Genomic DNA, 21,032 nt, shown 5'->3' with positions numbered 1-21,032 from the left:
TTCTTTCAGATAAACCGCATTGCTGAATTACGACTGCTGCGCAGTCGAACGGGGGCAAGCCCCCTCGCCACAGGGTACCGAGTCGCTGTCAGGGTAGAGGCGCGAAAGGCGTACGCCCGTCAGCGCTCTGCAATTCCATCAAATATTTACGGAAGATTTGCCCGAGCACCTGGGTCGCAAGCTCCAGTTCTTCGCGGGGCATCTTTTCGGTGACTTCGTCGGCGGTGTCCAGGGCATCTTCGGCGCCGTTGACCGCCGCCATTTTCAGCAGGATGTACGCCTGAACGTTATTGGCCGGCACGCCTTCGCCGTGGAAGAACATGGTCCCGAGTTTGAATTGTGCCTGGGCGTGGCCTTGCAGCGAGGCTTTTTCGAAATAGCTCAGGGCTTGATTGAGGTCGCGCGGCGTGTTTTTGCCTTCGTAGTAGAACTCACCCAACTCGTATTGCGCTTGCGCATCCCCTTCTTCCGACGCTTTCTGGCAGGCGGCGAGGGCCTGTTCCAGGTCTTGCGGCTGGGTATTGAGGGTGCAGCGACCCATCGCTGGGATTAACAACGAGTTGCCGCCTGCTTGTGCGTGCGCGAGCAGGGGCTGAAGAAGCAACAGGCAGCCCAGTGCAAGGGTGCGGCCGGTGCGGTTCATGGGAATCGACTTACCTCTGAAGGGCGCGCGGACCCATCGAGGGGATCCAATAAGCGCGCATTATGAAATAAGCAGGGCCAACCTTACAAAGTCTTTACTCGTTTTTCTGCTGCGCGGGAAATTTATCGCCCACTTTGCAGGGGATTATCAGCAGATGAGCAGGAAAAAACCTGGGAATGCAGGCGAAAGCTGACGCTGGCAAGGGCCAGCGTCAGCATTTGAGCGTTACTTCAAGGCCGCGAAGGCGCGCTCGGCGGCGTCCAGGGTCAGCTTCAGTTCAGCCTCGCCGTGGGCGATCGACGTGAAACCGGCTTCGAATGCACTCGGTGCCAGGTACACGCCACCTTCGAGCATCAGGTGGAAGAAGCGGCCGAACAGGGCTGCGTCGCTGGCCATGACGTCATCGAAGGTGACGATGTCGTCGGCACCGCTGAAGTACAGGCCGAACATCCCGCCCGCTTGAGTGGTCACGAACGGAATGCCCGTCGCATCGGCGCGCTGTTGCAGGCCGTCGAGCAGGCGAGTGGTGTAGTCGGTCAGCTCGGCGTGGAAGCCCGGGCGGCTGATCAGGCGCAGGGTGGTCAGGCCTGCGGCCATCGCCAGCGGGTTACCGGACAGCGTACCGGCCTGGTAGACCGGGCCCAGCGGGGCGATGCGCTGCATGATTTCGCGCTTGCCGCCGAAGCAGCCGACCGGCATGCCGCCACCAATGATCTTGCCGAAGGTGGTCAGGTCCGGCGTCACGCCGTAGTACGCCTGGGCGCCGCCGAGGGCGACACGGAAACCGGTCATCACTTCGTCGAAAATCAGCACCACGCCGTGCTTGTCGCACAGGGTCCGCAGGCCTTCGAGGAAGCCCGGTGCCGGCGGCACGCAGTTCATGTTGCCGGCCACTGGCTCGACGATGATGCAGGCTACGTCCTGGCCGACTTCGGCGAGCATGGTTTCTACCGCGTCGATGTCGTTGAACGGCAGGGTCAGGGTGTGTTTGGCGAATGCCGCCGGTACACCGGCCGAGCTCGGTACGCCCTGGGTCAGTGCGCCGGAGCCGGCCTTGACCAGCAGGCTGTCGGAGTGACCGTGGTAGCAGCCTTCGAACTTGATGATGCTGTCGCGGCCGGTGAAGCCGCGGGCCAGGCGAATGGCGCTCATGGTCGCTTCGGTGCCGGAGCTGACCATGCGCACCATTTCCATCGACGGCACGAGGGAGCAGACCAGGTCGGCCATCTGCGTTTCCATCTCGGTCGGGGCGCCGTAGGACAGACCGTGCTCAAGCTGTTTGCGCACGGCGTCCAGTACGTCCGGGTGGCTGTGGCCGAGAATCATCGGACCCCAGGAACCGACGTAATCCACATAACGCTTGTCATCTTCGTCGGTGACATAGGCGCCTTCGGCGTGCTTGAAGAACAACGGCGTGCCGCCGACGCTCTTGAAAGCGCGAACCGGCGAGTTCACGCCACCGGGAATGTGTTTCTGGGCATTGGCAAACAGGGTTTCGGAACGAGACATGATCGGGCTCTCAAATCAGATTTAAAGCTTAAATAGAAAACAATTCGTTGAAGGCGCGGGCGCGGTGGGTCACTTCAGCCGCACTCTCGGCGCCAAACAGGCCATGCACCACCGCCAGCAGATCGACGCCATGGGCCACCAGTGGGGCGGCGTTATCCAGGGTGATGCCGCCGATCGCGCAGATCGGCAAGTGCAACTGCTTGCGGGCCTGATCGAGCAGGTCGAGGCTGCAGGTCGGGGCGCCGGGCTTGGTGTTCGAATTGAAGAAGCGGCCGAAGGCGACATAGCTGGCACCTTCCTTGGCGGCCTGTTCGGCCAGTTCGAGCTGTGCGTGGCAGGTTGAACCGATGATCGCCTGGCGCCCGAGCAGTGCACGGGCCGGTGTCAGCGGGCCGTCGGTCTGGCCCAAGTGCACGCCCACGTTCAGGCGTGCCGCCAACTCGGCGTCGTCGTTGATGATCAACTGCGTCTTGTAGCGTTCGCACAGCCCGCGCAAGGCTTCGGCCTCACGAAGGCGGCGGGCCTCGTCGCTGCTCTTGTCGCGGTATTGCAGCAAGGTGACGCCGCCTTCCAGCGCCGCCTCCACGTACTTGAGCAACTTACCGTCCAGCAAATGGCTGTCGGTAATGGCGTACAGGCCACGTAGTTTCATCGGACAAGCCTCACCGCATACAAATAGAAGTTACGAACAGAAATCCAGTGGCAAGCGGCGCGGCACGAACTGGCCTTTGCCCAGTTGCTCGGCATCACGCAGGGTGCGCCACGTGTAGTTAAGCGCGGTCTGCACGGCGCTGGCGAGGTTTTCGCCCTGGGCCAGACGACCGGCCAGGGCACTGGCCAGGGTGCATCCGGAACCGTGATAACTGCCCGGCAAACGCTGGCAGGTAAAGGTTTCGCGCAGGCCGTCGCGGCTGTACAGGCGATTGTGGATTTCGGTTTCGTCGCCATGGCCGCCGGTGATCAGCAGGTGTTTGACGAACGGCAGGAGTTTTTCAGCGCACTCATCCGCGGTGCCTTCGGGCAGTTCGGCGAGGATGCGGGCTTCGGGAAGGTTGGGGGTCGCAATGATCGACAAGGGCAGCAGGCGTTCGCGCATGGCGTAGCCGACTTCGTCCTTGCCCAGGCGTCCACCACCGCCGGCGCGCAGCACCGGGTCGCAGACCACCGGCAAATGCGGATGCGCTGAAAGCAGTTCGACCACGGTGTCGACCATTTCCAGAGAACCGAGCATGCCCAGTTTGACCGCCGCGACTTCTGAGTCGTTGAGCACGGCATTGGCCTGGGCCAGTACCCACTCACGGTCCAGGACGCGGAAATCCGTGACGTTGACGGTGTCTTGCACGGTCAGGGCGGTGACGGCCGGAGCCGCATGGCAACCCTGAGCGAGCAGGGCTTCGATATCTGCCTGCAAGCCGGCGCCACCACTTGGGTCGTGGCCGGAGAGACAGAGGACAACGGGGCGAGAGCTGTAGATATTCATGGTGCGCGAGCTTACCACCAAACCTGTTTTTCGGGTGTTGTGGCAGTGTGTTTGGTCGATACATTGTGGCGAAGGGGCCAGCCCCCTCGCCACTGTGATTTTCCTGTCATTGATAATCGTTCAGTGGTGTCGCTGAAACGCCCGTCCTAGAGCCTCTGCAGGAAAAATTTCAATGGTGTTTAATGGCCATCAACGGCTATGCTAGAGTGGATCCAAACCAATAACAGGTGATGCCGGTTTTACGTCTGCTCAAAAGGAATGGGGGGCTTCCTGACAGAACCGGACAGGCCACGCTGGGGCTTCAATGCGCTATTTGTTGATGTTGCTGTTGTGTTTGCCCCTCCTGGCGAACGCCGTCGAGTTCGATGAGTTCACTCAAAGCCTTCCCTTGGGCCGAATCCTGCAGGTCTATGAGGACGCAGGTGGTCAGGCGACCATCGCGGATATCCGTGCGCAAGCTGCGGCCGGCAACTTCAAACCACACCACAAGGACACGCTCAACGCCGGGTACTCGCGTTCCGTGTTCTGGTTGAAAATCGACCTGCATTACCGTCCGGCCAACCCGGCGGCGCAAAGGACCTGGCTGCTGGAACTGGCCTATCCGCCCCTCGATCATCTCGATCTCTATTTGCCCGATGCGGCCGGCAACTATCAGTTGGTCAGTCAGACCGGCGATGCCTTGCCCTTCGCCAGCCGCGAGATTCGTCAGAACAACTATCTGTTCGACCTGACGTTCAAGCCGGATCAGGCCGAAACCGTTTTCATGCGCTTGCAAAGCGAAGGCTCGATTCAGGCGCCGGTCACCTTGTGGTCGAGCACCGCCTACCTCGAAGAGCAGCCCGTGCGCCTCTACGTACTGGGGCTGATCTATGGCGTGCTGCTGGGGATGCTGGTCTACAACCTGTTCATCTACCTCAGCGTGCGCGACACCAGTTACCTCTACTACATCTTCTATATCGCCTCGTTCGGTTTGTATCAGCTGTCGGTAAACGGTGCGGCCGTGCAGTATTTCTGGCCGGACAATCCGTGGTGGGCCAACGCCGCGACGCCGTTTTTCATCGGCTGTGCGGGGCTGTTCGGCAGTCAGTTCGCCCGCAGTTTCCTGCAAATGGCTACCCACAGTCGCTGGCTCGACCGCCTGTTGCTGGCGCTGGTTGGCTTCGGTGCGCTGGTGGTCGGCCTGTCGTTGATGACCAGCTATGCCCTGGCCTTGCGCCTGGCCACGGCCCTGGCGCTGACGTTCACCGTGGTGATTTTTGCCGCCGGGATCTTTGCCTGGCTGCGGGGCCTGCGAGTAGCGCGGTATTTCATCATTGCCTGGTCGGCGTTTTTGCTCGGTGGCATCGTCAATACACTGATGGTGCTGGGCTACCTGCCGAATGTGTTCCTGACCATGTACTCCAGCCAGATCGGCTCGGCCATCGAAGTGGCGCTGCTGTCCCTGGCGCTGGCCGATCGCATCAATGCCATGCGCGAGCAGCAGGCGCAAACCCTGTTCGACGCCAGCCAGAAGCTTGAAGTCCTCAACCAGCAACTGGCTCGCAGTAACAAGCTCAAGGACGAGTTCCTTGCCACCCTGACCCACGAATTGCGCACGCCCATGAACGGTGTGATCGGTTCGCTGGAGCTGATGCAGACGGTCGAGATGGACCCGGAGCTTGAGCAGTACCAGCAGACGGCTTCGGGGTCGGCGCGGGACATGATGCGCATGGTCAACGGCATCCTCACCCTCACCGAATTGCAGGCCGGCAAACTCAAGGCCTCGGCCGACACCTTCAGCTTGCGTGGCGTGGTCGAGGCTCTGCGCACGCAGTTCGAGGGCAACGCATCGGGCAAGTCGCTGGATTTCAAGGTCGAAGTCGCGCCAGGTGTGCCGGATCGCTTGCGCGGCGATAACGTCAAGATCGCGCAGTGCCTGGAATGCCTGCTGGATAACGCCATCAAGTTCACCAAGGTCGGCGGTCTGGCCCTGCGGGTGACCGGCAAGACCATCGAACCCGACCGGCTGGCCTTGACCTTTGCGGTGATCGACACCGGCATTGGTTTCACCGATTTGGGGGAGGCCACGATGTATCAACGGTTCTTCCAGCTCGATGGCTCGATGACCCGTGAATACGGCGGCCTGGGGGTTGGCCTGGCGATTTGCCGACAGTTGGTCGAATTGCTCGGCGGGCGCCTGACTCATCGCTCCGAGCCAGGACGCGGCAGCCGGTTTCAGCTGGATGTGGAAGTCGGTCTGCCGGTGGCCGAGCGTCCGGTGACGCCGTTGATGACCCGGGATTTTCCGCGCCTGCGCTTGCCTCAGGATTGTGCCGTGTTGTTGGTGGATGAAAACGACATCAGCCAGTTGGTGATGCGCGGCATGTTGCTCAAGTTGGGCTTTCGCGTGCGTACGGCCGACAGCGTCGATGCCGCGCTCGATCTCTTGCAGCGCGAAGTGTTTGACGCGGCGCTGGTCGATTGTCAGTTGCCGCTGCTGAACGGTGAGTCGGTGTGCTGCCGGATCCGCGCGTTACCCGGTTATGCCGAGCTGCCGTTGTTCTTGATTGCCCTGGGCTGTGACCGTGAGCGCTGCCCGACCGGCGCGGTGATTGATCACTTGAACAAACCGGTGAAATTCGAAGACTTGCAGGCCGCCCTCTACCGCCGTGTGCTCTGTTCGCAACAGGGCGAAAGCGCCGACAGTTAGGCGCATATGACACTTTGATCGGCCGAGGGGCGGTGCTTAACTGAAGTCCCTTGGCCAACCAAAGGAGCCCTGTCATGAACCTGCATCAGTTCGCCGAAACCCACGAAGTCACCAACCAGCCACCGTCACTGGACGGCGCCAACCTGTACCGCATCGACTTGCCGTTGCAGGAATGGTCGCGGCGGTTCGGGGCCGGTTGGGCCGAATCGCGGATCGACGCCTACGGCGCGCTGGCCGGTGGCCCGTTGATGGAAGCCGGGTTCCTCGCCAATCAGAACAAGCCGGTGTTCAACAGCCATGACCGGTTCGGTCATCGCATCGATCTGGTGGAATTTCACCCGGCCTATCACCAATTGATGCGCACGGCGGTTGAGCATGGTTTGACCTCATTGCCCTGGGCTCATCCGCAGTCCGGCGCCCATGTGGCCCGCGCTTCCATGACTTACTTGCACAGTCAGGCCGAAGCCGGCAGCGGCTGCCCGCTGACCATGACCTTCGCCAGTGTGCCGGCCATGCGTTTGCAACCGGACCTGGCGGAAAAGTGGTTACCGAAAATCCTCGCCACCGAATACGACCCGCGCAATGTCGGCATGGCCCACAAGGCCGGGGTCACCATCGGCATGGCCATGACCGAGAAGCAGGGCGGCACCGATGTGCGGGCCAATACCACCAAGGCGTATCCGGTCGGTGCCAGCGGTCCGGGACAGGCCTATGAACTGGTGGGGCACAAGTGGTTTTGCTCGGCGCCGATGTGCGACGCCTTCCTGACCCTGGCGCAGACCGACAAGGGCCTGACCTGTTTCCTGCTGCCGCGCCATCGTCCGGACGACACGCGCAATCAATTCTATATCCAGCGCCTGAAGAACAAGCTCGGCAATTGCTCCAACGCTTCCAGCGAAGTGGAGTTCCGTGGCGCACTGGCGTGGATGGTCGGTGAAGAGGGGCGTGGCGTTCCGACGATCATCGAGATGGTCGCCATGACCCGTTTCGATTGCATGGTCGGTTCCAGTTCGCTGATGCGTCAGGCGCTGACCCAGGCCAGCCATCACTGCGCTCACCGTTCGGTTGGCGGCAAGCTGCTCAGCGAACAGCCGTTGATGCAGAACGTGCTGGCGGATCTGGCCCTGGAAAGCGAAGCCGCCCTGGCCTTGAGCCTGCGCATGGGCCGGGCGCTGGATCATCTGGATGATTCGCAGGAAGCCAAATTCGCCCGGCTGGTGACGGCGGTGGGCAAGTACTGGATCTGCAAGCGGGCGCCGGCCATGATCAACGAAGCGGCCGAATGCATGGGCGGCGCAGGTTATGTCGAAGACAGCATCCTGCCGCGGCTTTACCGCGAGGCACCGGTGAATTCGACATGGGAAGGTTCCGGCAACGTGCAGTGCCTTGATGTACTGCGAGCGCTGTCGAAAGAGCCGGGTGTGCTCGATGCGCTGTTCAGCGAGTTGGGCGATGGCCATGGCGACAAGCGCCTGGCGGCGCACATCAATCAATTGCAGGCGGCCTTCAAGGACACCGGCGACATTCAGTACCGTGCCCGCCAACTGACGGAAGACATTGCCCTGGGGTTGCAGGCCAAGTTGTTGCTGGAAGCCGGGAATGCGGTGGTCAGTGATGCGTTTATTGCCAGTCGACTGGATGGCGGCGGCCGAGTGTATGGCGCATTGCCGCGCGGCCTGGACGTGGAAGCCATTGTCGCCCGCTCGACTCCACAAGGCTTCTGATTGGTTAGAAGATCGCAGCCTTCGGCAGCTCCTACGGGTGCACGACGAGCCCTTGTAGGAGCTGCCGCAGGCTGCGATCTTTTTTGGCTGTTCCCGTGAGGCGACGATGCAGGCAAGATGAAGGTCTGCAAGTCAGAACACAGGATGCTGATCGTGACCGAAGCTTTTATTGTCGTTCAAACCGCCGAGCAAGCCGTGGATCGGCTTGCACTCTTGCACAATCGTGCAACCACCGCGCTGAGCCAGGCGCTCAAGCGCTACCTCAAGGACCGCGTTGAGCCGGACGCCGAACAGCGAGCGCAGTTCCGTTATCCCGAACTGCGCCTGACCTACCTTTGCCAGGGCGAAGTTCCGCAGACCACCCGTGCCTACGCCAAGGTCCAACTGCCGGGCACCTACAGCGTCACCGTCACCCATCCCTCGGCTTTCCGTAAATACCTGCTGGAACAGCTCGTTCCACTGATGCACGACTTCACCGTGACCGTGGAAGTCGGTGTCAGCCAGCAGAACATCCCGTATCCGTATGTGGTCGAGCAGGGCGATGAACTGGCGGGTTCCGGCGTCACCGCCGCCGTGCTGGCGCGAGTGTTCCCGAGCACTGACCTGTCGGCCGCGACCGACGGCATTGCCGACGGTTTGTACGATTGGGAAAACACCGATCCGCTGCCTCTGGCCCTGTTCGATGCTGCGCGGGTGGATTTCTCCCTGCGCCGACTGGTGCATTACACCGGCAGCGACTGGCGGCATGTGCAGCCGTGGATTCTGCTGACTAACTATCACCGTTACGTCGACCAGTTCATCGTCCATGGCCTGGAGCAACTGCGCAGCGATCCGCGTTTCGTGCGCATGGTGCTGCCGGGCAACGTGATCATCGACAAGAGCATGGACCACGACGAAGCCGCGGCAATTGCTGCCGGTGTGGTCTGGCACCGCTACCAGATGCCGGCCTATCACCTGATCGCCAGCGATGGTCACGGCGTGACCCTGGTCAACATCGGTGTCGGCCCGTCCAACGCCAAGAACATCACCGACCACCTGGCCGTGCTGCGCCCGCATTGCTGGCTGATGATCGGTCACTGCGGCGGCCTGCGTCAGTCGCAGACCATTGGCGATTACGTGCTGGCCCACGCCTACATGCGTCGCGACGGGATTCTCGACCGGGTGGTGCCGCCGAACATTCCGATTCCGGCGTTGGCCGAAGTGCAACTCGCGCTTCAGCAAGCGGCGGCCAACGTCACCGGCGAGAAGGGCGACGAACTGAAGAAACGCCTGCGTACCGGCACCGTGCTGACCTACGACGACCGTAACTGGGAGCTGCGCTGGGCCCAGGAACGGCCGCTGATCAACCTGTCCCGTGCCGTGGCGGTGGACATGGAAAGCGGCACGATTGCCGCGCAGGGTTATCGCTTGCGGGTGCCGTACGGCACGTTGCTGTGCGTCTCGGACAAGCCGCTGCACAGCGAAATCAAGCTGCCGGGCTCGGCCAACGCCTTCTATGAACGCGCGGTCAGCCAGCACCTGAAGATCGGTATCGAGGCGGTGGATCTGTTGCGCACCGAACTCAACTCGCTGCACTCGCGCAAACTGCGCAGCTTCGACGAGCCGCCGTTCCGCTAACAGTTGTCATGGTCATTTGACGGTCAGGGCACTAGCATTAGCAGCCCTGACCGTTAGATGTTCTCTTCGCCATGTCCCGTCCTCAACGCCCCGTTTCTCGCCGCCCTGGCGCGAAACCTTCACCTTCAGCCCCGCGTCGTGTTGCCAAGGCACCACCGGCCGAGCCGAAGTTGATCCTGTTCAACAAACCTTTCGATGTGCTGACGCAATTCAGCGACGGCGAAGGGCGCGCGACCCTCAAGGATTACATCGATGTACCGGGAATCTATCCGGCCGGACGGCTGGACCGGGACAGCGAAGGCTTGTTATTGCTGACCAACGACGGCCAGCTACAGGCGCGGATCGCCGACCCGAAACACAAACTGGCCAAGACCTATTGGGTACAGGTCGAGGGCGAGCCGGACGCCGAGCAGTTGCAACGCTTGCGCGACGGCGTCGAATTGAATGACGGCATGACCCTGCCCGCCGAGGCGCGGCAACTGGACGAGCCCGAGTTGTGGCCACGCAATCCGCCGGTGCGCTTTCGTAAAAGCGTGCCGACCAGCTGGCTTGAGTTGGTGATTCGCGAAGGTCGCAATCGGCAGGTGCGGCGCATGACTGCGGCGGTCGGGTTGCCGACCTTGCGCCTGGTGCGGGTCAGGATCGGCGACTGGACGATCGAAGGGCTCGATCAGGGCCAGTGGAAAGAAGTGCCGGCGCGCTTATAACGTGCCGGATTCGATCAGGCCGATCACCACGCTCTTGATCACGAACGCCGCCACGCCCAGGCCCAGCACGAAGAACAGAATGAACGAGCCAAAGCGCCCGGCTTTGGACTTCTTCGCCAGATCCCAGACGATGAAACCCATGAAAATGATCAGGATGCTGACCAGTCCGGTCATCATCCACTCTTCGAAAACGGCAGGATCCATCGAACATCTCCAGCGCGGGCGTGGCTAAAAGGGCGCGGGGAGTATACGCCTGCGCGGGTTCGCGCTGTATTGACCTGCGTCGGTGTGTCGCACCTGTGGCGAGGGGGCTTGCCCCCGTTGGGGTGCGCAGCAGCCCTGAAATCTGTAATCGAGTTACCTCTGGCACACTGCATGTGTCGGGTTTGCGACTGCTTCGCAGCCGAGCGGGAGCAAGCTCCCTCGCCACAGTCAGCCCTTCAACCCTCTATCAGCTACGCAGATGAGTCAAAGGCAGTTCGGTGCTATTCAACACCTGGTTCAACACAAAACTCGACCGCACGCTGGTCACCCCTTCAATCCGCGTCAGATGCCCCAGCAGCAGTTTCTGGTAGTGATCCATGTCCGGCACCACGACCTTGAGTTGATAGTCGGCATCCATCCCGGTCACCAGGCTGCATTCCAGTACTTGCGGCAAGGTGCGAATGGCCTGTTCAAAGTTCTCGAAACGCTCCGGCGTATGACGGTCCATGCCGATCAGCACGTAAGCGGTCAGGCTCAGGCCGAGCATCTTGCGGTCGAGCAGGGCGACCTGGCGGGAAATGTAGCCGTCGTCTTCCAGTTGCTTGACCCGTCGCGAGCACGGCGAAGGCGACAGGCCGATGCGCTCGGCCAGCTCCTGGTTGGAGATGCGTGCGTCGCGCTGCAATTCCGCCAGAATACTCAGGTCGTAACGGTCGAGCTTGCTCATCAAACGGTCCTTTGTCGTAACTATTGCGAAGGATTATGTATCCTGGGTTAAAAATTGCGCAAGTGATGTTTAATTCAGCAATCTTCGCAATCCTCTGCCGGTGCCCCCGGCCTATTCTTATCACCAGAATCACTGCTCGGACAAACAGTCCAGTGCGGCTCGCCGAATCAGGCCCGCCGCGGTCGCCACCCCCACCGGGGATGTGCCGGCCCCCGAGCTACACACTGTCCAGAAGACGGCGTGAGGTGAGCCGGCGCCACAAGCGTCGAGCCAGGACGAAGTTCTCTAAGGGGAGGCCGACGGGTCTCCCCTTTTTCTTGTGCGCAATTTGCCCCCCGACCCTCAATAAATAAGTTGCGTGACTGATAACCTGTCGCAGAACCGGCCACTGCTTTCCCAGTCTTATGTACAGGCCCTTACCCGCAATGAGGAAAAGCATGAAATCGCGCATCTGGCGTTTGGCCGGCGTTGGTTTGCTATGTGTCAGTGTCACCGCGCAAACGATGGCCGATGAACCGCAAAACCGTGGCCATGATGGCGAGCAACACGGCCAGGGTGGGCATCAGGGCGATAACCAGGGCCATGGTGGCAGCAACCAGCCGCATCCGCAAAACGGCCAGCAGCAGAATCAGCCCCGGGCGCAGAACAACGACAATCGCCAGTACGAGCACAACGGCCAGAATCAGCATCAGGACAATGGCCAGTGGCAGAACCGTCCAGCGCCGGATTTCAACAGCCGGGTGCGCTCGCCGCCACCTCCGCCGCAGATGCCGGCCACTGACATGCCAATCCAGCCCCGGCCCGACACCGTGCGCCAGACCCAGCAGCCGCAGCGTGGCTACTATCAGGATCAGCCGCGTCGCAACGATTACAACCAGCACTGGAATGGCTACACAGGCGCACCGTCCTATGACAATCACGGGCAGGGGCGCCCGAATGGCCATGGTAACGGTTGGGGGTCAGGCCCCAGGTATCGCCCCGGCCAGGTGATCGACCGCTTCCCCGAGCGCAACTTCCGCGTGCCTTACCGTGGGATGGATTACTACTATTCCGGTGGCTACTGGTATCGCCCGCTGGGCCCGCGCTATGAGGTGGTAGAGCCACCGCGCGGGATTCGCGTCAGATACTTGCCCGATTACGCCGAGCAAGTGTGGATCGGCGGGGCATTGCTGTTCCTCGCGGCCGGTTCGTATTACGCCTATCAGGAAAGCACTCAGGACTACGTCGTGGTCGAACCGCCGGTTGGCCAATCGCAACCTCCCGCCGGCAACAATGGTTATGACGTGGAGGCCTATCCAGCCAACGGTCAGTCGCCGGAGCAGGTCAGTCGGGACGGTTACGAGTGTTATCAATACGCGGTGCAGCAGAGTGGTTTCGATCCACGAACCGCCACCTACCAGCCAGACCCGTCAGTGGTGCAAGCCTACCGACAGGCCCAGGGCAACTGCCTGAGCAGTCGCGGTTATCAGGTGACTTACTGATCCAGGGCGGCTTTCACCACTTCCTGCGGATCGGCGTGCACCAGCACTTCGGCCCGCGGGTAGGCGGTGTGAATCGCCGCGGCCGCCTGATCGCTGATGCCGTGGGCAACGGATAGCGTCAGTTCCCCCGGCAGCTCCAGATGCAACTGCACAAACCATTGATTGCCGGAGATCCGCGTGCGCAGGTCATGGGCACCCAATACGCCAGGCACACTGCACGCCAATTCCAGCATGTGCTGGCTGACCTCCGGCGGCAGCTCTTCATCCATCAACACTGCAAAGCTCTCCCGGGCGATCTGCACCGCGCTCCACAGAATGTAGGCAGCGATTCCCAGACCGAACCAGGGGTCGACCTGGTGCAGCCCAAACCCGGCCAACACCAGCGCGATCAGAATGCTGCCGTTGAGCAGCAGGTCCGAGCGGTAGTGCAGGGAGTCGGCGCGCACCGCGTTGGAGCCGGTGGCCTTGACCACCCGATGTTGAAACATCAACAACGCCAGGGTCAACGCGAGGGAGAACACAATCACGCCGATACTGATCCACGGCGCGCCGACCGGTTCGGGATGTTTGAGCCGCTCATAGGCCTGCAACGCGATCAGCACCGCACTGCCACCAATGAACAACGCCTGGGCCATGCCAGCCAACGATTCGGCCTTGCCGTGCCCGTAGCGATGATCATTGTCGGCGGGGCGCAGGGCGTAATGCACCGCCAGCAGGTTGAGCAATGACGTGACGCCGTCGAGTGTCGAGTCGGTGAGCCCGGCGAGCATGCTCACCGAGCCGCTCAGCCACCAGGCGATGGCTTTGGCGACAATCAATGTGCACGCCACCGCCACCGAGGCACGGGTCGCCAGCCGCAGCAGGCGGGCGTGTTCGGAGCTGGAGGTCATAGAGGCCATCGTTCCTTGAAGAGTCCTTTCGCGCGTAGGGATTACGCTGCGGGTTGCAGGCCGAACATCGCCAGTTGCTGTGCGCTGCCTTTGCTCTGGATCAGGCGTGGATCGTCCAGCGGGAAGCTGCGGCCCAGTTCGCTTTCCAGAATAGTCTGCAACTTGCGGTTATCGACCTTGCCGTCGGCACCGATGGCGTCCTTGAGTTTTTGCGGGTCGACCTGGGCGGTCTTGCCCGGCTCGAAGTAAATCGCGCCGGTGGCGAAGTCCACGGCAAATGCGATCAGGCCGGGGATGATGTAGAACAGCAGGCCCACGGCGTCGAGCGCGGCGATGGCCGGGTCGATCTTGCCTTCGATCTGGCCCCGGCGATCCGGGTAGAAGATCGAACCGCAGGCGGTCACTTGAGTCAGCAAGGTTGCGACCAGAACACCGCCAATCAGGCGAAAGGGAGCACGCATATGAAATCTCCTGAGTAGAACGCCAATAACGTTACTGGTTAGAGCCCAGACTACGCCAAACAGTTCGCCGTTATACTCGCGCCTCTGTTTTGGAGCCAGCATGATTTCTTTGCCGATCGATGAAGTTTTACCCGCCCTGCGTGAAGCCCTCGCTACACGCCACGAAGCCGTGCTTGAAGCGCCGCCCGGCGCCGGTAAAACCACCCGGGTGCCTTTGGCCTTGCTCAATGAACCGTGGCTGGCCGGGCAGACCATCCTGATGCTCGAACCCCGCCGGTTGGCCGCGCGTGCAGCGGCGGAACGTCTGGCCAGTGAGTTGGGGGAGAAGGTCGGCGAAACCGTGGGCTATCGCATTCGGCTCGACAGCAAGGTCGGCCCCAACACCCGCATCGAAGTGGTCACCGAAGGCATCCTCACCCGGCGTTTGCAGGATGACCCTGCGCTTGAGGGCGTGGGCCTGCTGATCTTCGACGAATTTCACGAACGCAGCCTCGACGCTGATCTGGCGCTGGCCCTGAGCCTCAATGGCCGCGAACTGTTCCGTGACGATCAGCCGCTGAAAATCCTCTTGATGTCCGCCACGCTCGAAGGCGAACGCTTGGCCGGGTTGCTCGACGACGCGCCGATCCTGCGCAGCGAAGGGCGCATGTACCCGGTGGCGATGCGTTGGGGCCGGCCGTTCCAGACCGGTGAATTCATCGAGCCGCGTCTGGTGCAGACCATCCTCGAAGCCTTGAACGACGAGACCGGCAGCGTGCTGGTGTTCCTGCCGGGGCAGGCAGAAATCCGCCGCGTGCATCAGCAACTGGCCGATGCCTTGGGCGAAAACACTCAGGTTCTACTGTGCCCATTGCACGGTGAACTGGACCTCGCCGCGCAACGGGCAGCAATCGATCCGGCTCCTGCGGGCAAACGCAAAGTGGTGCTGGCCACCAACATTGCCGAAACCAGCCTGACCATCAACGGCGTACGCGTCGTAATCGATGCCGGGCTGGCGCGGGTGCCGCGTTTCGACCCCGGCAGCGGCATGACCCGTCTCGACACCCAGCGCATTTCCAAGGCCAGCGCCATCCAGCGCGCGGGCCGGGCCGGGCGCCTGGAAGCCGGCGTGTGTTATCGCTTGTGGTCCCAGGATCAGCACGAGCAATTGGCGGCCTATGGCAGTGCGGAAATCCTTTCGGCGGACCTCGCCGGGCTGGCCTTGCAACTGGGGCGTTGGGGCGTGACGCCCGGGCAAATGGTGTGGCTCGACGTGCCGCCGGCCGCCGCTTATGCACAGGCTCAGGATCTGCTCGAACGCCTGGGGGCTCTGGAGGGCGAAGCGCTGACCCGTCACGGTCAGGCCATGGCCGAACTGCCGGCGCATCCGCGCATCGCGCATTTGCTGTTGCGCGGCCAGGCGCTGGGTCTGGCGGACATGGCCTGTGATGTCGCGGCACTGCTCGGCGAGCGCGATATCTTGCGCGGCGCCGGGGCGGACTTGCACAGCCGACTGGTATTGCTGTCTGGCGAAGAACGCGCCGCACGCGGTGCCCAGGGCGGGGTGCAACGCGCCCGGCAACTGGCGCGGCAGTATCGTGGTTACCTGCGCGGCAAAGCCTCGGAGCCGGTCAGCGATCCCGATCATCCGCGCTGGCTCGGCGCGTTGCTGGCGCTGGCCTATCCCGACCGGGTCGCCCAGCAACGGCGCCCCGGTGGTGCGGAATATCGCTTGGCCAACGGACGTGCCGCACTGTTCGCCGAAGCCGACAGCCTGATGAAGCAAGCGTGGCTGGTGATTGCCGATCTGGGCAGTCGCCAGGGCCAGCGTGAGGAGCGGATTTACCTGGCGACGGACTTCGATCCGGCGCTCTTCGATTCAGTACTGGCCGAGCAGGTACGCTGCGTCGATCAACTGGATTGGGATGAGCGCGAAGGCGTGCTGCGGGCCGAGCGTCAGCGCAAGGTTGGCGAACTGATCCTCAGCCGCGAGCCACTGACCGGCCTCGACGAAACCGCCCGCAGCCAGGCGCTGGTCAACCTGGTGCGGCGCAAAGGCCTGGAGCTGTTGCCGTGGACCCCGGAGCTGCGTCAGTGGCAGGCGCGGGTCGCCTTGTTGCGGCAACTGGACCTCGCCGCCAAGGGCGAGAGCGAGTGGCCCGATGTCAGCGATGCGGCGTTGCTCAAGAGTCTGGAACACTGGCTGATGCCGTATCTGGGCAAGGTTTCGCGGCTCAGTCACTTCGCCAACCTGGACCTGTCGAGCATCGTCCACAACCTGCTGCCGTGGCCGCTGCCGCAACGGCTGGACGAACTGGCGCCCCATCATCTAAGCGTGCCGTCGGGTTCGTCGATTCGTCTGGACTACAGCGAACAGCCGCCGATTCTGGCGGTGCGCTTGCAGGAGTTGTTCGGCCTGGCCGAAACCCCGCGCATTGCCGGGGGGCGGCAGGTGGTCAAACTGCATCTGTTGTCCCCGGCGCGGCGGCCGGTGCAGGTGACTCAGGACCTGGCCAACTTCTGGCGCAGCACCTATGCCGAGGTGAAGAAGGATTTGAAGGGGCGTTATCCGAAGCATTACTGGCCGGATGATCCGCTGGTGGCCGAAGCCACCGCGCGGATAAAACCGCGCAAGTAGTTACGGGGCAGGTCTTTCAGCCTTGGCGGTCAGTTGTTCGCGGCAATAGTCAGCAAACAACTGCGCCGGCTTGGTCAGTTGCCCACGCTTGAGCCATGCCGCCACCAGCCCGGAACCGGTGACGTCCTCGGAAATGTCCACGCACACCACTTTTTGCCCGTCGTAGGTGCACTCCGAATGCGGTTTGGTCACCAGGATTGAGAACCCGAATCCCTGTCCGACCATGCCGCGCACCATCTCGATCGATGGCGAGCTGAAGGCGATCCGTGGCGTCAGGCCCAGCTCTTCGAACAGGCTGACGAAGTAGGTCCGGCTCGGCTGCACGTCCAGAAGAATCATCGGCTCCAGGTACAGATCCCGCAGCGACACTTGCGCTTGCTGGGCAAAGCGGTGATCCGCCGGCAGCAGGGCGTAAGGTCGTTGCGCCGGCATCAGCGGTTCGGTCTCGATGGTGCCGTCCAGATCGTGCTCGTAAAGAATCGCCAGATCGAAAGCACCGGAGGTCAGGCCTTGCACCAGCTCTTGTTGCTCGCCGTCGCGGATGCGGATTTCCACCCCCGGGTACAGCGCCGAAAACCCGGCAATCAATTGCGGCAGGTACAGCGGCGCGACGGTTTCGAAGCAGCCGATATCGATCTGCCCGGCGACCACGTCGTTGTCGGCCAAGGCGTTCTGCTCGAACTCCTTGGCCATGCGCAGCAGTTCCTGGGCCTTGCGGTAGAAGCGTGCACCGCTGGGGGTCAATGACACCCCCTGAGCGTGATGGCGGATCAGCAGTTGCACGCCGAAACTGTCTTCCAGCCCTTTGATGGCCGTGGAGATCGAAGGCTGGGCGATGTACAGCTTGCGCGAGGCCTCGGCGACGCTGCCGCACTCGACGGTGGTGATGAAGTATTTCAGTTGACGCAGATTGTAGGCAGCCACAGCAAACCTCGGGGGAGAACGGATCAGGCATCCAGGCAATTTGCGCGCCACCCCTATCCGCTCGGGTAGCGATTTGTTGTGTTTGAACAATAACCACATGCTGCGCCAGAAGGGAGATTGGCTACGTAGTTTTTTCTTGGCCTGCGAACACATTTTTACTGGTTTTCCACCGCTCGGGCCTGAGCGACTATCCAATACACAAGAATGTCCTCTGGAGCATCTGAACGTGTTCGAGCTTGAGTATTGGCAACGCAAGGCCGCTTCTATGCGGTTTCCCGACCAGGCCGTGATCGACGGCCAGCGCCGCCCGGCGCAGTCGGGGCAGACTTTCGCCGCGATCAACCCTGCCACCGGGCAATGCCTGGCCAACATTGCCGCCTGCGGCGAAGAAGATGTGAACGCAGCGGTACACAATGCGCGGCAGGTCTTCGAGGCGGGCACCTGGGCTGCGCGCTCGCCGACCGAACGCAAGCAAGTACTGTTGCGCCTGGCCGACTTGATCCTGGAAAACCGTGAAGAGCTGGCGCTGCTCGATTCGCTGAATATGGGCAAGCCCGTCACCGATGCCTACAACATCGACGTACCGGGTGCCGCAGGCGTGTTCCGCTGGTACGCCGAGAGCCTCGACAAGCTCTACGACCAGGTCGCGCCGAGTGCGCAGAACGTGCTGGCAACCATTACTCGCGAAGCCTTGGGCGTAGTGGCTGCCGTGGTGCCGTGGAATTTCCCTCTGGACATGGCGGCGTGGAAACTCGCCCCGGCCCTGGCCGCCGGTAACTCGGTAGTCCTCAAACCGGCCGAGCAATCGCCGTTTTCCGCCCTGCGCCTGGCTGAGCTGGCGCTGGAGGCGGGGATTCCGCCAGGTGTACTCAACGTACTGCCGGGCCTCGGCGAACAGACCGGCAAGGCTCTGGGCCTGCACCCGGACGTCGATTGCCTGGTGTTCACCGGCTCCACCGAAGTCGGCAAATATTTCATGCAGTACTCGGCCCAGTCGAACCTCAAGCAGGTGTGGCTGGAGTGCGGTGGCAAGAGTGCGAACCTGGTGTTCGCCGATTGCCAGGACCTCGATCTGGCAGCGGAAAAAGCCGCATTCGGCATCTTCTTCAATCAGGGCGAAGTCTGCTCGGCCAACTCGCGGTTGCTGGTGCAGCGCTCGATCCATGACGAGTTCGTCGAGCGCCTCAAGGCCCAGGCCGAACGCTGGTTGCCGGGCGATCCGCTGGACCCGTCGAGCGCCGCCGGGGCCATCGTCGACAGCCGTCAGACTGCGCGCATCATGAAATTCATCCAGCAGGCCGAGCAGCAAGGCGCGACCAAGGTTTGTGGTGGTCGGCAGTCGATCTTCAACGGCTCGGACAACTTCATCCAACCGACGATTTTCACCGGCGTGACGCCGGACATGCCGCTGTTTCGCGATGAAGTGTTCGGCCCGGTGCTGGCGATTACGCCATTCGACGACGAGGCCCACGCCTTGCAGTTGGCCAACGACAGCGTCTACGGTCTGGCGGCTTCGCTGTGGACCGACGACCTCAACCGCGCCCACCGTGTGGCGCGACAATTGCGGGCCGGTACGGTGTCGGTCAACAGCGTCGATGCGCTGGACGTGACCGTGCCTTTTGGCGGCGGCAAGCAGTCGGGGTTCGGCCGCGACCTGTCCCTGCATTCATTCGATAAATACACCCAGTTGAAGACCACCTGGTTTCAATTGCGCTGATAACAAAACGGAGAACTGGCGATGACCACATCACGTGACACCCGCGACTACCAGGCCGCCGACGCTGCGCACCACATCCATGCGTTCGTCGATCAGAAAGCCCTCAACGAAGAGGGGCCACGGGTGATGGTCCGTGGCGAACGCCTGCACCTGTGGGACAACGATGGCCGGCGTTACCTCGACGGCATGTCCGGGTTGTGGTGCACCAACCTCGGTTATGGGCGCAAGGACCTGGCCGCTGCGGCGAGCCAGCAGCTGGAACAGTTGCCGTACTACAACATGTTTTTCCACACCACCCACCCGCAGGTGATCGAGCTGTCCGAGCTGCTGTTCAGCCTGCTGCCGGCTCACTACAGCCACGCGATCTACACCAACTCCGGCTCCGAAGCCAACGAGGTGTTGATCCGCACGGTGCGTCGCTACTGGCAGGTGCTCGGCAAGCCCGAGAAGAAAATCATGATCGGCCGCTGGAACGGTTACCACGGTTCGACCCTGGCCGCGACGGCGCTGGGCGGCATGAAGTTCATGCACGAAATGGGCGGCATGATTCCGGACATCGAGCACATCGACGAGCCGTACTTTTTCGCCCACGAAGGCAACCTGACCCCGGCCGAGTTCGGTCTGCGCGCGGCACAGCAACTGGAAGCGAAGATCCTCGAACTGGGTGCGGACAAGGTCGCGGGCTTTATCGCCGAACCGTTCCAGGGCGCCGGCGGCATGATCTTCCCGCCAGAGAGCTACTGGCCGGAAATCCAGCGCATCTGCCGCAAGTACGATGTGCTGCTGTGCGCGGATGAAGTGATCGGCGGCTTCGGTCGTACCGGCGAATGGTTCGCCCACGAGTACTTCGGTTTCGAGCCGGACACCCTGTCCATCGCCAAAGGCCTGACCTCGGGTTACATCCCCATGGGCGGCTTGATCCTGTCGAAGAAAATGGCCTCGGTGCTGGTGGAGCAGGGCGGCGTGTTTGCCCACGGCTTGACCTATTCCGGGCACCCGGTGGCGGCGGCGGTGGCGATTGCCAACCTCAAGGCGCTACGTGACGAAGGTGTGGTGACGCGGGTCAAGGACGACATCGGCCCGTACCTGCAACAGTGCCTGCGGGAAGTGTTCGGCAAGCACCCGCTGGTGGGTGATATCCAGGGCACCGGCATGGTCGCGGCGTTGCAACTGGCCGAAGACAAGTCCACTCGCAAGCGTTTCGCCAACGAGAACGATATTGCCTGGCGTTGCCGTACGATTGGTTTCGAGGAGGGGGTGATCATTCGCTCGACCCTTGGCCGGATGATCATGGCGCCGGCCTTGATCGCCAGTCGTGAGGAGATTGACGAGCTGATCAGCAAGACCCTGAAAGCGCTGGATCGGACGGCGCAGGAATACGGCCGGCTCTGATCTTGCTGGAAGGTCCTGCGGACCTTATCGCGAGCAGGCTCGCTCCTACATTGGATTTGTGTCGATCATCGGAAACGAGGGCGACATAGACCCCTGTAGGAGCGAGCCTGCTCGCGATTGCGACAGACATAAAAGATCGCAGCCTTCGGCAGCTCCTACAGGGGATCGCATTCCAATGTAGGAGCTGCCGAAGGCTGCGATCTTTTGCTGTTCTCAAGCTTTGCACCCACCTCGGGCATCCCCGCCCACA

17 protein-coding genes are annotated in these 21,032 nt (G+C 62.1%); 8 read left to right on the top strand and 9 right to left on the bottom strand.

The window, feature by feature from the left end; genetic code table 11:
• Positions 1 to 88 precede the first annotated feature (88 nt).
• The 4 genes from AABM52_RS26970 to AABM52_RS26955 all read right to left on the bottom strand — a co-directional run bounded on the left by AABM52_RS26970 (position 89) and on the right by AABM52_RS26955 (position 3,632).
• The gene (locus AABM52_RS26970) at positions 89 to 643 is read right to left on the bottom strand and encodes a tetratricopeptide repeat protein (protein WP_151214175.1); all 555 of its coding nucleotides are present in this window, start codon (positions 641 to 643) and stop codon (positions 89 to 91) included.
• A 225-nt stretch (positions 644 to 868) separates the two neighbouring features.
• Complete coding sequence (hemL, locus tag AABM52_RS26965) at positions 869 to 2,152, bottom strand: glutamate-1-semialdehyde 2,1-aminomutase (RefSeq protein ID WP_347909309.1); 1,284 nt, start codon at positions 2,150 to 2,152, stop codon at positions 869 to 871.
• Between the two features lie 28 nt (positions 2,153 to 2,180).
• Positions 2,181 to 2,804: a thiamine phosphate synthase gene (thiE, locus tag AABM52_RS26960; RefSeq protein ID WP_347909306.1), complete on the bottom strand. Its 624-nt coding sequence runs from the start codon at positions 2,802 to 2,804 to the stop codon at positions 2,181 to 2,183.
• A 30-nt stretch (positions 2,805 to 2,834) separates the two neighbouring features.
• The gene (locus AABM52_RS26955; protein ID WP_057713171.1) at positions 2,835 to 3,632 is read right to left on the bottom strand and encodes a hydroxymethylpyrimidine/phosphomethylpyrimidine kinase; all 798 of its coding nucleotides are present in this window, start codon (positions 3,630 to 3,632) and stop codon (positions 2,835 to 2,837) included.
• Between the two features lie 304 nt (positions 3,633 to 3,936).
• Here AABM52_RS26955 and AABM52_RS26950 point away from each other — a divergent pair, with 304 nt between their 5' ends.
• The 4 genes from AABM52_RS26950 (at position 3,937) to AABM52_RS26935 (ending at position 10,369) form a co-directional block, all read left to right on the top strand.
• Positions 3,937 to 6,321, top strand: a complete 2,385-nt coding sequence (locus AABM52_RS26950) for a 7TM diverse intracellular signaling domain-containing protein (protein WP_347909304.1) — start codon at positions 3,937 to 3,939, stop codon at positions 6,319 to 6,321.
• 74 nt (positions 6,322 to 6,395) lie between these two features.
• A complete protein-coding gene (locus tag AABM52_RS26945) occupies positions 6,396 to 8,045 on the top strand; it encodes an acyl-CoA dehydrogenase family protein (protein ID WP_347909302.1) in 1,650 nt (549 codons plus the stop codon).
• A 117-nt stretch (positions 8,046 to 8,162) separates the two neighbouring features.
• Positions 8,163 to 9,662, top strand: a complete 1,500-nt coding sequence (amn, locus tag AABM52_RS26940; protein ID WP_347909300.1) for an AMP nucleosidase — start codon at positions 8,163 to 8,165, stop codon at positions 9,660 to 9,662.
• A gap of 71 nt (positions 9,663 to 9,733) precedes the next feature.
• On the top strand, positions 9,734 to 10,369 hold the full coding sequence (locus AABM52_RS26935; protein ID WP_347909298.1) for a pseudouridine synthase: 636 nt from the start codon (positions 9,734 to 9,736) through the stop codon (positions 10,367 to 10,369).
• Here the strand turns inward: AABM52_RS26935 and AABM52_RS26930 are convergent.
• Positions 10,364 to 10,573 carry a DUF2788 domain-containing protein gene (locus tag AABM52_RS26930; protein WP_007937369.1) on the bottom strand — a complete coding sequence of 70 codons (210 nt, stop codon included), beginning with the start codon at positions 10,571 to 10,573 and terminating at the stop codon, positions 10,364 to 10,366. The genes AABM52_RS26935 and AABM52_RS26930 overlap by 6 nt on opposite strands.
• Before the next feature lie 247 nt (positions 10,574 to 10,820).
• A complete protein-coding gene (locus AABM52_RS26925; RefSeq protein WP_056855781.1) occupies positions 10,821 to 11,300 on the bottom strand; it encodes an Lrp/AsnC family transcriptional regulator in 480 nt (159 codons plus the stop codon).
• 437 nt (positions 11,301 to 11,737) lie between these two features.
• Between AABM52_RS26925 and AABM52_RS26920 the strand changes: the two genes are divergently transcribed.
• Positions 11,738 to 12,781: a DUF6515 family protein gene (locus tag AABM52_RS26920; RefSeq protein WP_347909296.1), complete on the top strand. Its 1,044-nt coding sequence runs from the start codon at positions 11,738 to 11,740 to the stop codon at positions 12,779 to 12,781.
• Here AABM52_RS26920 and AABM52_RS26915 read toward each other — a convergent pair.
• Positions 12,775 to 13,671, bottom strand: coding sequence for a cation diffusion facilitator family transporter (locus AABM52_RS26915; RefSeq protein ID WP_347909295.1), 897 nt, complete (start codon positions 13,669 to 13,671; stop codon positions 12,775 to 12,777). The two genes, AABM52_RS26920 and AABM52_RS26915, sit on opposite strands and share 7 nt — an antisense overlap.
• 41 nt (positions 13,672 to 13,712) lie before the next feature.
• The gene (locus AABM52_RS26910) at positions 13,713 to 14,132 is read right to left on the bottom strand and encodes a polyribonucleotide nucleotidyltransferase (protein ID WP_218429792.1); all 420 of its coding nucleotides are present in this window, start codon (positions 14,130 to 14,132) and stop codon (positions 13,713 to 13,715) included.
• 100 nt (positions 14,133 to 14,232) lie between these two features.
• Between AABM52_RS26910 and hrpB the strand changes: the two genes are divergently transcribed.
• The gene (gene hrpB, locus AABM52_RS26905) at positions 14,233 to 16,749 is read left to right on the top strand and encodes an ATP-dependent helicase HrpB (protein ID WP_347909294.1); all 2,517 of its coding nucleotides are present in this window, start codon (positions 14,233 to 14,235) and stop codon (positions 16,747 to 16,749) included.
• On the opposite strand, the gene AABM52_RS26900 is transcribed toward hrpB, so the two are convergent.
• Positions 16,750 to 17,673 carry a LysR family transcriptional regulator gene (locus tag AABM52_RS26900; protein ID WP_347909293.1) on the bottom strand — a complete coding sequence of 308 codons (924 nt, stop codon included), beginning with the start codon at positions 17,671 to 17,673 and terminating at the stop codon, positions 16,750 to 16,752. It abuts the gene before it with no gap.
• 226 nt (positions 17,674 to 17,899) lie between these two features.
• Between AABM52_RS26900 and AABM52_RS26895 the strand changes: the two genes are divergently transcribed.
• The gene (locus AABM52_RS26895; protein WP_347909292.1) at positions 17,900 to 19,390 is read left to right on the top strand and encodes an aldehyde dehydrogenase; all 1,491 of its coding nucleotides are present in this window, start codon (positions 17,900 to 17,902) and stop codon (positions 19,388 to 19,390) included.
• A 21-nt stretch (positions 19,391 to 19,411) separates the two neighbouring features.
• Positions 19,412 to 20,782: an aspartate aminotransferase family protein gene (locus AABM52_RS26890; protein ID WP_347909290.1), complete on the top strand. Its 1,371-nt coding sequence runs from the start codon at positions 19,412 to 19,414 to the stop codon at positions 20,780 to 20,782.
• Positions 20,783 to 21,032 lie beyond the last annotated feature (250 nt).

The organism is Pseudomonas grandcourensis, assembly GCF_039909015.1.
Classification (GTDB): Bacteria; Pseudomonadota; Gammaproteobacteria; order Pseudomonadales; family Pseudomonadaceae; genus Aquipseudomonas; species Aquipseudomonas grandcourensis.
Note: the sequence above shows the minus strand (reverse complement) of the source record. Positions and strands in the feature narration are given on the sequence as shown.